The organism is Flavobacterium movens (genome assembly GCF_039581425.1).
In the GTDB taxonomy this organism is placed as follows: Bacteria; Bacteroidota; Bacteroidia; order Flavobacteriales; family Flavobacteriaceae; genus Flavobacterium; species Flavobacterium luteolum.
On sequence record NZ_JBCPXY010000004.1, the window covers coordinates 300,246 to 314,894 of the forward strand.

13 protein-coding genes are annotated in these 14,649 nt (G+C 35.1%); 11 read left to right on the forward strand and 2 right to left on the reverse strand.

Annotated features, from left to right (window positions below):
- From AAYQ05_RS09850 to AAYQ05_RS09865, 4 genes are all read left to right on the forward strand, one after another.
- Nucleotides 1-1,254, forward strand: coding sequence for a type IX secretion system plug protein (locus AAYQ05_RS09850; protein ID WP_343543015.1), 1,254 nt, complete (start codon nucleotides 1-3; stop codon nucleotides 1,252-1,254).
- Between the two features lie 79 nt (nucleotides 1,255-1,333).
- Nucleotides 1,334-1,720, forward strand: coding sequence for a Co2+/Mg2+ efflux facilitator ApaG/CorD (gene apaG / locus AAYQ05_RS09855; RefSeq protein WP_008467225.1), 387 nt, complete (start codon nucleotides 1,334-1,336; stop codon nucleotides 1,718-1,720).
- A gap of 154 nt (nucleotides 1,721-1,874) precedes the next feature.
- Nucleotides 1,875-3,500, forward strand: coding sequence for an L-glutamate gamma-semialdehyde dehydrogenase (gene pruA, locus AAYQ05_RS09860; RefSeq protein WP_343543019.1), 1,626 nt, complete (start codon nucleotides 1,875-1,877; stop codon nucleotides 3,498-3,500).
- Between the two features lie 317 nt (nucleotides 3,501-3,817).
- Nucleotides 3,818-4,549: a hypothetical protein gene (locus tag AAYQ05_RS09865; protein ID WP_343543021.1), complete on the forward strand. Its 732-nt coding sequence runs from the start codon at nucleotides 3,818-3,820 to the stop codon at nucleotides 4,547-4,549.
- Between the two features lie 54 nt (nucleotides 4,550-4,603).
- Here the strand turns inward: AAYQ05_RS09865 and rsmG are convergent, their stop codons facing one another.
- Nucleotides 4,604-5,233 carry a 16S rRNA (guanine(527)-N(7))-methyltransferase RsmG gene (gene rsmG, locus AAYQ05_RS09870; protein WP_343543022.1) on the reverse strand — a complete coding sequence of 210 codons (630 nt, stop codon included), beginning with the start codon at nucleotides 5,231-5,233 and terminating at the stop codon, nucleotides 4,604-4,606.
- A 107-nt stretch (nucleotides 5,234-5,340) separates the two neighbouring features.
- On the opposite strand from rsmG, the gene AAYQ05_RS09875 reads away from it, so the two are divergent.
- The 7 genes from AAYQ05_RS09875 to AAYQ05_RS09905 all read left to right on the forward strand — a co-directional run bounded on the left by AAYQ05_RS09875 (nucleotide 5,341) and on the right by AAYQ05_RS09905 (nucleotide 13,178).
- A complete protein-coding gene (locus AAYQ05_RS09875) occupies nucleotides 5,341-6,438 on the forward strand; it encodes a fatty acid desaturase family protein (protein WP_343543023.1) in 1,098 nt (365 codons plus the stop codon).
- Nucleotides 6,439-6,513: 75 nt separating this feature from the next.
- A complete protein-coding gene (locus AAYQ05_RS09880; protein ID WP_343543024.1) occupies nucleotides 6,514-7,704 on the forward strand; it encodes a pyridoxal phosphate-dependent aminotransferase in 1,191 nt (396 codons plus the stop codon).
- Between the two features lie 371 nt (nucleotides 7,705-8,075).
- Nucleotides 8,076-8,531 carry a ferritin-like domain-containing protein gene (locus AAYQ05_RS09885; RefSeq protein WP_343543026.1) on the forward strand — a complete coding sequence of 152 codons (456 nt, stop codon included), beginning with the start codon at nucleotides 8,076-8,078 and terminating at the stop codon, nucleotides 8,529-8,531.
- A 226-nt stretch (nucleotides 8,532-8,757) separates the two neighbouring features.
- Nucleotides 8,758-10,626 carry a peptidase U32 family protein gene (locus tag AAYQ05_RS09890; RefSeq protein WP_343543027.1) on the forward strand — a complete coding sequence of 623 codons (1,869 nt, stop codon included), beginning with the start codon at nucleotides 8,758-8,760 and terminating at the stop codon, nucleotides 10,624-10,626.
- A 427-nt stretch (nucleotides 10,627-11,053) separates the two neighbouring features.
- Nucleotides 11,054-12,280: a formate-dependent phosphoribosylglycinamide formyltransferase gene (purT, locus tag AAYQ05_RS09895; protein WP_343543141.1), complete on the forward strand. Its 1,227-nt coding sequence runs from the start codon at nucleotides 11,054-11,056 to the stop codon at nucleotides 12,278-12,280.
- A 2-nt stretch (nucleotides 12,281-12,282) separates the two neighbouring features.
- Nucleotides 12,283-12,603 carry a DUF6370 family protein gene (locus AAYQ05_RS09900; RefSeq protein ID WP_343543028.1) on the forward strand — a complete coding sequence of 107 codons (321 nt, stop codon included), beginning with the start codon at nucleotides 12,283-12,285 and terminating at the stop codon, nucleotides 12,601-12,603.
- Nucleotides 12,603-13,178, forward strand: a complete 576-nt coding sequence (locus AAYQ05_RS09905; protein ID WP_343543029.1) for a Crp/Fnr family transcriptional regulator — start codon at nucleotides 12,603-12,605, stop codon at nucleotides 13,176-13,178. Before AAYQ05_RS09900 ends, AAYQ05_RS09905 begins: the two co-directional genes overlap by 1 nt.
- Before the next feature lie 188 nt (nucleotides 13,179-13,366).
- On the opposite strand, the gene aceA is transcribed toward AAYQ05_RS09905, so the two are convergent.
- Nucleotides 13,367-14,647, reverse strand: a complete 1,281-nt coding sequence (aceA, locus tag AAYQ05_RS09910) for an isocitrate lyase (protein ID WP_343543031.1) — start codon at nucleotides 14,645-14,647, stop codon at nucleotides 13,367-13,369.
- Nucleotides 14,648-14,649 lie beyond the last annotated feature (2 nt).

Consider the following 14,649-nt stretch of genomic DNA (forward strand, 5'->3'; position numbering starts at 1 on the left):
ATGCCAAAATTTTTATATACAAGCTTTATTTTTCTTTTCATTATTACTTTAGCGAAAGCTCAAGAAAAAGAAATTGATCCTCCTTATAATATTAAAACTGTTTCATTTATTCAGAATGGCAGTAATGTTCCGCCAATTTTCGAATTAGGTTCTCCATTTACCTTTCAATTTGATGATTTATTTGGCAATGAAGCTAATTATTATTTTGAAGTTATTCATTGCGACTACAACTGGTTTCCTACGGACATTCCAAAAACAGATTATATTCTCGGCATGGACAATCAGAGAATTACCGATTTTTCGAATTCGTTTAATACTCTACAAGTTTATACACATTATAGACTTTCTTTTCCAAATCAGTTTACGCAATTATTAAAACTTTCTGGCAATTACATGCTGCGAATTCTTAATGAAGACAGAGAAGTTGTTTTCTCAAGAAAATTTATTTTGCATGAAAATCATTGTACAGTTGGTGTTCAAGTAAAAAGAACCCGTAACCTAAGTAATATTGATTACAAACAGAATCTTGATTTTGCCATCTTATCTAATGATATAGTTTTTCAAACCCCATTGCAAAATGTAAAAGTTCTTTTACTGCAAAACGGAAACTTTCATACTGAGATAAAAAATGTTGTTCCCCAATACACAATTGGCAATCAGCTGGTTTATAAATATGATAAAGAAACCCAATTTTGGGGCGGAAATGAGTTTTTATATTTTGAAAACAAAGACATTCGAGCGGCAAGTAATAATGTTGCCAAAATAGGTTCAAACAATGACATTTACAATGCGTTTTTATATACCAATGCTGCAAGAGGAAATCAGATTTACACCAATTATGAAGACGTAAACGGAAATTTTGTAGTTAAGAATATCAACGGTTCTAATAATGACATTGAAGCCGATTATGCTTGGGTTTATTTTACTCTTTCTGCTCCTGCTTTTAGAATGAACAAAGACATTTATATTACTGGAATGTTTAACAACTATAGTCTTTCGCCAGAATACAAAATGGATTACAATACAGACAAAGGAGTTTTTGAAAAAGCCATCATGATCAAACAAGGTTTTACTAATTTTCAATATACCGTTGCAGACAAAAAAGGAGTAATCGATTCTGAAAATGCCATTGACGGAAACTTTTATCAGACTGAAAACGAGTACACCGTACTGGTTTATTACAAAGAAGCAACAGACCGTTATCAGCGTGTAATTGGAAAGGGAAATGCAAACTCTATCAATATAGTCAATTAAAACAATGTTAAGGTTTTAGTTTAAACGATTTTTTTTCGTAGCTTTGCCACTATAACACTCACATATATACGGCGTTAGTATGGTTTCTCAAATTACCCGAGGCATAAAAATATCTGTTTTGACTAGTTTTGAAGGTACATATTTCAAAAACTACAAGATTCATTTTGCTTTTAGCTACGTAGTTACCATCGAAAATCATAGTAAAGATTCTGTTCAATTAACTTCTCGCCACTGGGAAATTTTTGATTCTTTAAATGATTTAGAAGTTGTAGATGGCGAAGGCGTTATCGGTAAAAAACCAGTTCTAAAACCGGGCGAAAACCACACTTACAGTTCTGGCTGCTTATTATCGTCTCCTTATGGCGCAATGAAAGGTCATTTCAACATGATCAATTTTACTACTACAAAAACATTCAAAGTAATTGTTCCTACTTTTAGAATGTGTGCTCCTTTTGCATTAAATTAAGATATAGTTTACATCTATAGCTTTTATCGTTATCTTAATCATAAAATTGTCAATTTATTAATTTATCCTTTGTACTTTTGTGCAGCGTTAGATTATTCGTAACAAAACAAATCGTCTAACTTTAAATTGTCTAATTCACAAAATTTTAAATAACATGCTTAAAGGATTTTTTCATGTACCAAAAGCGGTAAACGAGCCTGTAAAAAGCTACGCACCAAATTCACCAGAAAAAGCTGCTGTTCAGGCTGCTTATACCACAATGTGGAATTCTCAAATTGACGTTCCTTTGTATATTGGAAACGAAGAAATTAGAACTGGAAATACAAGAAACATTACAGCACCTCATGATCACAAACACGTTGTTGGAAAATATCATTTAGCTGAAAAACAACATATCGAAAGTGCCATTGCAAATGCACTAGAATCAAGAAAAGCATGGGCAAACTTAGCATGGGAACAGCGTGCTGCTATTTTCTTAAAAGCTGCTGAACTTATCGCAGGACCATACAGAGCTCGTATCAACGCTGCTACAATGATTGGTCAATCTAAAAATATTCACCAAGCAGAAATCGATGCTTCTTGCGAATTAATCGATTTCTTACGTTACAATGTTGAGTTTATGACTCAAATCTACAACGATCAGCCAAAATCAGATTCTTCTGTTTGGAATCGTGTAGAGTACAGACCTCTTGAAGGTTTTGTTTACGCAATTACTCCTTTCAACTTTACTGCAATCGCTGCAAACCTTCCTGCAAGTGCTGCAATGATGGGTAACGTTGTGGTTTGGAAACCAAGTGACAGCCAAGTATTTTCTACAAAAATCATTTTAGAAGTTTTCAAAGAAGCTGGAGTTCCTGATGGAGTTATCAACGTAGTTTTTGGAGACGCTTTAATGATTACCGATACTGTTTTAGCTAGCCGTGATTTTGCTGGTATTCACTTTACAGGATCAACTCATGTATTTAAAGATATTTGGGCTAAAATTGGAGCAAACATTCACAATTACAAAACATACCCAAGAATTGTTGGCGAAACTGGAGGTAAAGATTTTATCATTGCTCACCCAAGTGCAAATGTAAAACAAGTAGTTACAGGAATTACTCGTGGAGCTTTCGAATTCCAAGGGCAAAAATGCTCTGCAGCTTCTAGAGCTTATATTCCTCAAAGTTTATGGCCTGCTGTAAAAGAGCAATTAGTTGCTGATGTAAAATCTATGAAAATGGGTTCTCCAGAAGATTTCGGAAACTTCATTACAGCAGTAATCCACGAAGGTTCTTTTGACAAATTAGCTAGTTATATTGACCAAGCTAAAAAAGATGCTGATGCTGAAATCATCGTTGGAGGAAATTACGATAAATCTGTTGGATACTTTATTGAGCCAACGGTTATTGTAACTACAAATCCAAAATATACTACAATGGAAACTGAACTTTTTGGACCAGTTATCACAATTTATGTTTATGAAGATGCTAAATGGGAAGAAACTTTAGAATTAGTAGATACTACTTCTGAGTATGCTTTAACTGGAGCAGTTTTCAGCCAAGATCGTTATGCTATTGAAGTAGCCACAACTAAATTGCAAAACGCTGCTGGTAACTTCTACATTAATGACAAACCAACTGGAGCAGTTGTAGGAATGCAACCATTTGGTGGAGCAAGAGCATCTGGAACTAACGATAAAGCAGGTTCTGCATTAAACCTATTGCGTTGGGCTTCTCCAAGAACTATTAAAGAAACTTTTGTAACTCCAGAAGATTACAGATACCCTTTCTTAGGATAATCTTATTTTAAAGAGTTTAGATTATAAAAAAGCAGGAATTTCAAATGAAATTCCTGCTTTTGCTTTTTATATTATTAAATTATAAAAACACTAACTCCTCCAAAACTTTCAGATTTTCAGACTTACATTTTATATTTTACAAGCATTAGTTTTTTGTAATACTTTTCTTATTTATTTAAAAATCAGCACTTTAAATACCAAAATGTCTTATTTTAATATTTTAATACCTTTTTGTTCCGTTCAGGAAAAGCACATCCTTCTAAATTTGCTTAATAATAAACAACATTAAAAGATATTAGAAAAAAAACTACATACGTATGAGAAATTTAAACAATGTTCCTGAAGTCATTATGAAATCAAAAAGCATAGGACATCCGATTAATTACAAATGGACTAAGAAGAAAATAAATAAACTTTTAGATTGCGTAGAAGGAAATGAAGAACTAGAAAACGCTTTAATGCAGATAAATCATAAAGGTTCTATAGGATTAACAGCAGCTCTTTTAGAATGGATATATTGGCGTTTTACTGGATATAGTCAAGCCACTCACGATACAAAAAAGCGTATCGAAGCACTTTGGTGTTCTATCAATAATCGCGAACAGACAAATCCATTATTATTTGACACTGATTTCGAAATACCTGCCAATGGGCCAGTCAACGGAGTACTTTGGATTGCCTTAATGAATGTTAGAATGATTGATGCCAGATACAGAAAAGGTTCTTACTTCTTGCAAAATGACATTGTTGGATTGATTCAGTTAGCACGTCATATCACACCAAAAAAGAAAAATTTTGACAACTGGCTTGACCAAACTGTAACTCATTTAACAGAATCTCATCCTAACACCTATAAAAATGATGTATTAGATGAAAGTGATGAAGCTGTTTATGATTCACATAGTGAACCAACAATTTCCAGAGAATATTTCTTTGATCCAGAATTTCAATATACTGTTGAAGCATCAGAAAATGCAATTCACAATTTTATTGACAATTTAGACCTTAAAGCAAATACTTTTCTTAATTTTTCAAAGAAAGCTTCTTAATACTAAATTTAAAAACAAACCCGATTAGAAATTACTAATCGGGTTTGTTTTTATTTATGGTTTAAATTTTAAAGGAAGATGCACTACTTTTTTAGTTTCAAAAAATTCATCCTCAAATATTTCGGCCAAGTCATACAAAGTAGCGCTTGGAAAATCTTTTAATTCTTCAGCTAAGTCTCCACCTTTTAAGTACAGAATACCATTCTTTAATTTATGTTTATGCTGCTTTTTAATCTTATCTTTTATCCAAGAGACAAAATCAGGCATATTGGTTACGGCGCGGCTCACAATAAAATCGAAATCGCCTTTTACTAATTCAGCACGTTTTTGCTCTGCTTTAACGTTCTTCAATTCTAATGCATCAACAACCCCCTGAACCACTTTTATTTTCTTTGCAATAACATCAATCAAATAAAAACGAGTTTCAGGAAAAAGAATCGCTAACGGAATTCCAGGAAAACCGCCTCCCGTTCCAACGTCCAGAACAGTAGCTCCAGGTTCGAATTTCATGATTTTAGCAATTCCTAAGGAATGCAAAATGTGTTTTGTATATAATGAATCAATGTCTTTGCGCGAAATAACATTGATTTTTTCGTTCCAATCGTGGTATAAAAAGTCTAATTTTTGAAATTGCTCGATTTGAAGATCGGTCAAATTGGGAAAATATTTCAATATCTCATCCATTGCTGTAAATTTTTAACAAAAGTACTACTTTACGATTGAAATATTTAACTCAATTTTGCAAATTGAGAATTTATAATAATTACCTTTGAAACCTATTTAAATTAATTATGAATAACACTGCTCCAACTTTTGCACGGCAAGACAATTTAAAGTTTTTTAGAACGCTTAACTCTCGCGTTAACAATTACTTTAAAGAAAACAATATCAAAAAAACCGGAAACTGGAAGTTACACTTAAAAGCTGTTATTCTATTTGCTGTTTTTCTAACTCCCTATTTTTTAATTCTTACTCTCGAGATGCCATTTTGGCTAATGCTATTGTTATCGATTGTAATGGGTATAGGAATGGCTGGTGTTGGGATGAACGTAATGCACGACGGTAACCATGGTTCTTACTCTACTAAAAGTTGGATTAATAAATTTATGGGCGGAACAATCTACGTTCTGGCTGGGAATGTTTACAACTGGCAAGTACAGCATAATGTATTGCACCACACTTATACTAATATTCCAGGACATGACGAGGATTTAGATGCTGGAAGAATTATTCGTTTTACAGAACATGCAGAATGGCATCGTTTTCATCGTTTCCAACACTATTATTCTGTTTTCTTATACGGTTTATTGACTTTCAATTGGGCTTTAACGACTGATTTTAAGCAGATGAGAAATTACCTGAAAAGAAAATTATCTTACGGAGAACCAAAAAATCCTAAAATACTTTGGACAACACTTATCATTACTAAAATGATTTATGTTTCAATCTGGATTGTTTTGCCAATTGTAATTGGAATTACATGGTGGAAAGTTCTTGTTGGATTTTTTGCAATGCATTACACAGCCGGATTAATCTTAAGTATCGTTTTTCAATTAGCACACGTGGTTGATCATACGACAAATCCAACTCCAAATGATTTAGGGGAAATGGATAATACTTGGGCAATTCACCAATTGTATACTACGACTAATTTTGCGCCAAAAAATGCAATCGTAAACTGGTATACTGGTGGATTAAACCATCAAATCGAACATCATATTTTCCCAAATATAAGCCATATTCACTATGGTAAAATTGCAAAAATCGTAAAAGAAACGGCAAAAGAATGCAACTTGCCTTATTACGAGTATAAAACAATGCGAAGTGCCGTTGTTGCTCACTTTAAGCATTTACGCGATTTGGGAATGAAACCAGAATTATCAGTTTAAAAACTAAAGAAAATCTATTAATAATTAACCTTCCTTAACAGGCGCAGCAAATTAAGGACATTCAAAAATTTTATAATGAATCATATTCTTTCGGACAGAATCAACAATCTTGCGACTTCGCAGACATTAGCAATGGCCGCTTTGGCAAGAGAATTAAAAGCACAAGGAAAAGACATTATCAGCTTAAGTTTAGGTGAACCAGATTTCAACACACCAGACTTTATTAAAGAAGCAGTAATAAAAGCAGTAAACGAAAATTATAGCACTTATTCTCCAGTAGAAGGTTACCTTGAATTGAGAGAAGCAATTTGCAGAAAATTCAAAAGAGACAACGGATTAGATTATAAACCAACTCAAATTGTAGTTTCTACAGGTGCAAAACAATCTTTATACAACATTGCACAAGTAATGTTAAACGACGGTGACGAAGTTATTTTACCAGCACCTTACTGGGTTTCTTACTTCGAAATCGTAAAACTTTCTGGCGGAGTTCCTGTTGAAGTTCCAACTTCTGTAGAAACAGATTTCAAAATGACACCAGAACAATTAGAAGCTGCAATTACGCCAAAAACAAAAATGATGTGGTTCTCTTCTCCTTGTAATCCTTCAGGTTCTGTTTACAGCAGAGAAGAATTAACAGCATTGGCAAAAGTTTTAGAAAAACACCCAAATATCTATGTAGTTTCAGACGAAATTTATGAGCACATCAATTTCTCAGGAACTTTCTGTAGCATCGGATCTATTCCTGGAATGTTAGACAGGACAATCACTGTAAACGGAGTTGCAAAAGCATTTGCAATGACAGGATACAGAATTGGTTATATTGGAGCACCTGAATTCATCGCAAAAGCGTGTACAAAAATTCAAGGACAAGTAACTTCCGGTGCAAATTCTGTAGCTCAACGTGCTACAATCACTGCAGTTGACGCAGATCCAAGTGTTTTAAACCACATGGTTAAAGCTTTCCACGGTCGTAGAGATTTAGTAGTTGGGTTATTAAAAGAAATTCCAGGAGTAAAAATCAACGTTCCAGAAGGTGCATTCTACGTGTTCCCAGACGTTTCTTCTTTCTTCGGAAAAACATTAAAAGGACACGAAATCAAAGATGCAAACGATGTTTCGATGTATCTTTTAGCTGAAGCAAACGTTGCAACAGTAACTGGAGACGCGTTCGGAAATCCAAACTGTATTCGTTTCTCTTATGCAACAAGCAACGATATTTTAACAGAAGCATTACGCAGAATCAAAGAAGCTTTGACTGCATAACAATATTCTAAGTTTTATTAAAACGGCTTAAGGTTCAAAAGTTTCATCACTTTTATACTTTAAGCTGTTTTTTTTATGGGTTTAATTTGGGCGTGTCCCGCCGAAAAAGGCGGGGCGGGCTTTCGGCTATATCTTTTATTCCGCTCCGCTTCATAAAAGGATACCGCCTCAATCCCTCACGCAAAACGGTAAACGAGAAAATTCATTTTTAAAAGAAAAAAAACTAAAAAATCTGCCAAATCTGCGAGAGCAAAAAAACACTTTCAAAATTCCCATTCCACAATATTGTAAAACCTCAACTATAATCCTGTAAAACAGAACGTTTTAGAAATCACCAACTTTGTAATGTATTAATTAAAAAACTATTCATCATGATACATACAGATGTAAATACAGAAGAAACTGTAAAAACTTTAAACGGGTTAATTTCAATTCTTGAAGACGGAAAATTAGGATATACAAACGCAGCCGAACATGTCGAAAATCTAGCCATGAAAGCCGACTTTCTAGATTACGCCCGCGAACGCGCTCTTTTTATTGTAGAATTACAAGACGAAATCAACAAACTAGGAAAATCAACAGACACTTCTGGCGGAGGACCATTAGGCGCTTTACACCGCACTTGGATCGACATTAAATCTTCTTTTACAGGAGGCGATACAAAAGCAATCATCAATGCCTGCGCTACTGGTGAAGAAGCTGCAATCGAAAAATACAAAAATGCACTCGAAGAAAATCACCTTGAACACAGTCAGGTTTACATTGTTTCAAAACAATTAAACAGCATTCAAAACACTTTATCACAAATTAAAATGAGAGCGAATTAAACGATTGATTCATGCTCTTTTTTGAGAACCGCTTAGTCTTCGGATTGGGCGGTTTTTTTATAAATATGAAAAACAGATCAAAATTCGTTGTAAGAAATAAACTGAATCACCCCATATTAAGTTAACAATTTCAAAAAAATCGCTTCATTGCTAGCAAACTCGAATAATTTATTAGACCTTTGCACACTTTTTTTCGGGAATACCACAAAAGTCTAAAGTTTTAGAAATGAAGAAGAAAATCGAAATATTAGCTCCTGCTAGAGATTTAATTGGAGGAATCGCAGCCATTAATAGTGGTGCCGATGCAGTTTATATCGGTGCACCGCAATTTGGCGCACGTTCAAATGCCAACAACTCAATCGAAGATGTTGCCGAACTGGTAAAATACGCACACTTATTTAACGCACAGGTTTTTGTAGTTATCAATACTATTTTATATGATAACGAATTAGAAACTTGTCGCGCCATGATTTGGGAATTATACGATATTGGTGTCGATGCGTTAATCATTCAGGATATGGCGATTATGGAAATGGACTTGCCTCCTATCGTACTTCACGCCAGCACACAAGCTAATAATCGTGATGCTGATAAAATTAAATTCTTAAAAGACGCTGGTATCAAACGTGTGGTTTTAGCACGTGAATTAAACTTGCATCAAATTAAAACAATATACGATCACGCTGATGTTGAATTAGAGTTTTTCGTAACTGGAGCTTTATGTGTTTCTTTTAGTGGAAACTGTTATATGAGTGTGGCAAATGGAGAGCGTAGCGCGAATCGAGGTTCTTGTGCACAAAACTGTCGTTTACCTTATAACTTAATCGACGGTAACGGAGATACTTTGATCAGAAACAGTCACTTGCTTTCGATTAAAGATTTAGATGTTTCAGATCAGATTCCGAATTTGATTGAAGCTGGAATCGTTTCTTTCAAAATTGAAGGAAGATTAAAAGACGTTGCTTACGTTAAAAATAATGTTTCGTATTTACGTCAAAAATTAGACAGCTTTTTGGAAGGAAGCGTTAAATACACAAAAGCTTCTTCTGGAAAATGTACGTATACTTTTGATTCTACTTTAAGCAGAACTTTCAATCGTGGTTATACCGATTATTTCGTTAACGAAAGACACAGTTCTATTGGTTCATGGGAAAGTCCAAAATCAAAAGGACAATATATTGGTAAATTAATCAGAACTGTTGGAAATGCTTACGAAATAGAAAACGGCGAATTACTAAACAACGGTGACGGACTTTGTTTCATCAATGAAAATAATGAAGCTGACGGAATATACGTAAATAAAGCCGAGAACGGAAAAGTATATCCAAACGTTTTAAAAGAAATCAAAGACGGAACTTTCATCTATAGAAACAACGACGCTGCTTTCATCAAAATCGTAGAAAGAGAAGACAGTGCAATCCGTAAAATCGGAACTACTTTATTGCTTACTGAAAACGAAAACGGTTTTGAATTAATCGCAACTGACGAAGACGGAAACGTAAGTACAGTAAAATTAGAGCATCCGAAAGAACAAACTAAAACTGGCGAATCGATCGAAGAAAACATCAAAGTTCAATTAGCAAAAACAGGTTTTACACCTTACAGTGCTGACGAAATCAACATTATGTTTTCTCAAAACTGGTTCCTTCCTATTTCAAAAATCAACGAAATGAGAAGAAATGTTTTCGAGCAATTATCAGAAATTCGTCTAGCAAATTACGTTCGCGAAGAACACCAATTGGTAAAAACGTCACATCCATATCCTGAAACCAAATTGGATTTCATGTACAACGTTTCGAACAAAACGGCTCGTAAATTCTACGAACGCCACGGTGTTACAGAAATCGAAAAAGCATTCGAATTACAATGGGATCCAGGAAAATCTCGTGTAATGACAACAAAATATTGCATCAAATACGAATTAAAAAAATGCCCGATTCACCAAAAAGACATTGTAGGTGTTAAAGTAAAAGAACCTTTGGTACTAAAACAGGGAGAATTGGAATACAAACTAAAATTCAACTGCAAACCCTGCGAAATGGAAATTTGGGAAAAAGATGCTGAATTTGAAATTGAAGAAGATCATTTTCATTAATATACAAGCCGATACTTTTTAAAAGAAGTATCGGTTTTTTATTTTGGGCGTGCCCCTCCGGGTCGGGCTATCCGTTACAAGTCCTCGCCTGTTCGTTCCTCACGGCTGTGGGCTTTTCACTTCTATCCCTCACGCAAGCGGTTTCATAAGAACTTTTACGTTTATAATTCCCAGAATCTTGTCATTTCGAGGAACGAGAAATCGCACTAGAAACTCCACAATCAAAATCGCCAATCTTTGTCGAATCCCGAGTGCGATTTCTCGTTCCTCGAAATGACAAACTGTAAGGTTACTTTATCTAGAACTTAAACTTCCAATTAAATAAAATCTGCTGAATCTCCAAAATCTGCGTGAGAAATTCTTTGCGAGCTTTTTTTAACTTAAAAACAAAAATTTAGCGCTCTTTGCGTTCCCGATAGCTATCGGGATTGCGAACTTTGCGGTTAAAACCTTTTTTCCTACTTTTACTACTCAAACATTACAACACTCCAAAATGAAAATACTACTCCTAGGTTCAGGCGAATTAGGCAAAGAATTTGTCATTGCCGCACAACGAATCGGACAAACCATAATTGCAGTTGACAGTTACGAAAATGCACCTGCAATGCAAGTTGCACACGGTTTTGAAGTTATCAATATGCTCGACGGCGAAGCATTGGACCGAATCGTAGCCAAACACCAACCTGATTTTATAGTTCCAGAAATCGAAGCCATTCGTACCGAACGTTTTTACGATTACGAAAAGCAAGGCATCACCGTTGTTCCTTCAGCGAAAGCGGCAAACTTTACCATGAACCGTAAAGCCATTCGTGATTTAGCCTCGAAAGAACTTGGGCTAAGAACCGCTAAATATCAATATGCAACTTCAGCCGAAGAATTACAAAAAGCGGTTCAAGAAGTGGGAATTCCTTGCGTGGTAAAACCTTTAATGTCTTCATCAGGAAAAGGGCAATCAACAATCAAAACAGAAAGTGACATCGAAAAAGCGTGGCAATATGCTGTTGCGGGTTCGCGCGGTGATGTTATCGAAGTTATTGTAGAAGCCTTTGTTAATTTTGATTCAGAGATTACACTTTTAACGATTACTCAAAATAATAATCCAACTTTGTTTTGCGCTCCAATTGGCCACAGACAAGAACGTGGCGATTATCAGGAAAGCTGGCAACCTGCTTTGGTTTCAGAAAAAGACTTATATGAAGCGCAAGATATGGCCGAAAAAATTACGGAAGCGCTTGGCGGCGCTGGACTTTTTGGCGTTGAATTTTTCCTTACTAAAGAAGGTGTTTATTTCTCTGAGCTTTCGCCACGCCCGCATGATACCGGAATGGTAACTTTGGCTGGAACTCAGAATTTCAACGAATTCGAATTGCATTTAAGAGCGATTTTAAGCCTTCCTATTTTTGAAATTACTTTAGAAAAAGCCGGAGCAAGTGCTGTAATTTTAGCATCTGAAGATTCTACAAATCCAACTTTTACAGGAATCGAAAAAGTAGCCGCTTTACCAAAAACTGATTTCAGAATTTTTGGAAAACCAACTTCAAGGCCTTATCGAAGAATGGGAGTTGTTTTAAGTCACGATACGCTTTCGACACCAATCAACGAAGTAACAGAACGCGCCAAAGAAACGGCAAAATTAATAACTGTAAACTCTTAACTATGAAAAATATAATATTAGCAACTTTCCTTTTTATCGGAATCGCGGTACAAGCGCAAGACAAAAAGAAATTTGACCAACCAACTGTAGTAGAAGCTTCTTGTGGAGAATGCCAATTTGGAATGAAAGGCAAAAGCTGTGATTTAGCCGTTCGTATTGATGGAAAATCTTATTTTGTTGAAGGAACAAAAATTGATCAGCATGGTGACGCTCATGCAAAAGATGGATTTTGTAATGCGATTAGAAAAGCTTCTGTTACAGGAGAAATCAAAGGGAATAAATTTATCGCTACTTCATTTACCCTAATAGAAGATAAAAAATAATGGATTTAATTCTCCAAAATATTGCAAAACACGTTTCTTTGACACCAGAGGAACAAGCACTTTTTTTATCTAAACTTGAAACGAATACTTATAAAGCCAAAACAGTTTTATTGAATGCTGGCGAAGTCTGCAAACATTCTTATTTTGTAAACTCAGGAATTTTAAGGAGTTTTAATATCAACGATAATATTGTTGAACATGTTCTTTCGTTTGCTTGCGAAGGTTGGTGGATAAGCGACATGTACAGTTATTTTTCGGAAAAACCAGGTCAGCTTTTTATTGAAGTTCTGGAAGAAGCAGAAGTAGTTTCTTTATCAAAAGAAAATCAAGAGCAATTGTATCTTGAAATTCCAAAGCTTGAACGTTTCTTCAGAATTTTAATTGAAAATTCATTGGTGGCAAATCAACAGAGATTAATGGACAACTTGAGCTTACCCGCCGAAGAACGATTTGAAAAATTCACAAAAAAATACGGAACATTGGTGCACAAAGTTCCTCAAAAACAAATCGCTTCTTTCATTGGTGTAACGCCTGAATTCTTTAGTAAAATGAAAGCTAGGCTTTTGAAGAAATAGTTTTTGCCACAGATTTCACAGATTAAAGTGATTTTTTTTTAGCCACGAATTACACGAATTTCCTCGAATTAAATTGAATAAAAAATTTGTGGAAATTCATGTAATTCGTGGCAACATTTTTTAATCATTCTAATCCTTTTAATCTGTGGCAAAAAAAAACGGCTCAAAAATGAACCGTGTATAGTGAATTAAAATTGCTCAACCTCCGTAGAATGTTCCATTGCCGTTATTGCTGATTTTCCTAGCATTACCGTGTTCTGAACAGCATCAAAATAAGAAGTCCCAACAAAAGCTTGATGTTTTACTGCTCTGAATCCGTTTTTCTGTAAAGCGAATTCACGTTCCTGCAATTCAGAATATCCTGCCATTCCTCTTTCTTTGTAGGCTTTAGACAATTCGAACATACTTGTGTTCAAAGCATGGAATCCTGCTAAAGTGATGAATTGAAAACTATATCCCATTGCTGCCAAATCTTCTCTAAATGTTTCCATTTCAGCAACTGATAATTTTGCTGCCCAATTGAAAGATGGCGAACAATTGTAAGCCAGCATTTTATCTGGAAACTCTTTTTTCATGGCTTTTGCAAATTTTCTCGCATAATCTAAATCCGGATTACTGGTTTCCATCCAAATTAAATCAGCATAAGGCGCGTAGCTTAAACCTCTTGCAATACCCTGATCGATTCCGTTTTTTACGTAGAAGAAACCTTCTGCCGTTTTTTCTCCTGTTAGAAATTTTTTATCTCTTGGATCTGCATCACTTGTTAATAAATTTGCTGCATCTGCATCTGTTCTCGCTACAATTAAAGTCGAAACGCCCATAACATCTGATGCCAAACGTGCCGCAATTAATTTATTAATAGCCTCTTGCGTTGGCACTAAAACCTTCCCTCCCAAGTGTCCGCATTTTTTAGCAGAACTCAATTGATCTTCAAAATGAACTCCAGAAGCTCCAGCTTCAATCATCGATTTCATTAATTCGAAAGCATTTAAGTTCCCGCCAAAACCAGCTTCGGCATCAGCTACAATTGGAACCAAATAATCTTTTCTATCTTCAATATTATTTACAGTCTGAATCTGATCAGCACGCAATAAAGCGTTATTGATCTTTTTTACCACCATCGGAACGCTGTTTACTGGATAAAGCGATTGGTCAGGATACATTTCTCCCGCTAGGTTTGCATCAGCAGCAACCTGCCATCCGCTTAAATAAATCGCTTCTAAACCCGCATCGACTTCCTGAATCGCCTGATTTCCAGTTAACGCCCCCAAACCTGCAACATAATCCTGACTTTTTAACTTTCTCCATAATTTCTCTGCACCCATTTTGGCAATAGAATGCTCAATTTTATAAGACCCTTGAAGCGTTACTACTTCACTCGCAGTATAAGGACGCTCAACGCCTTTCCATCTCGGGTTCGTAATCCAATCGTTAATCAATTCCTGAATTCTGTCTTCTGTTGTTTTCATAA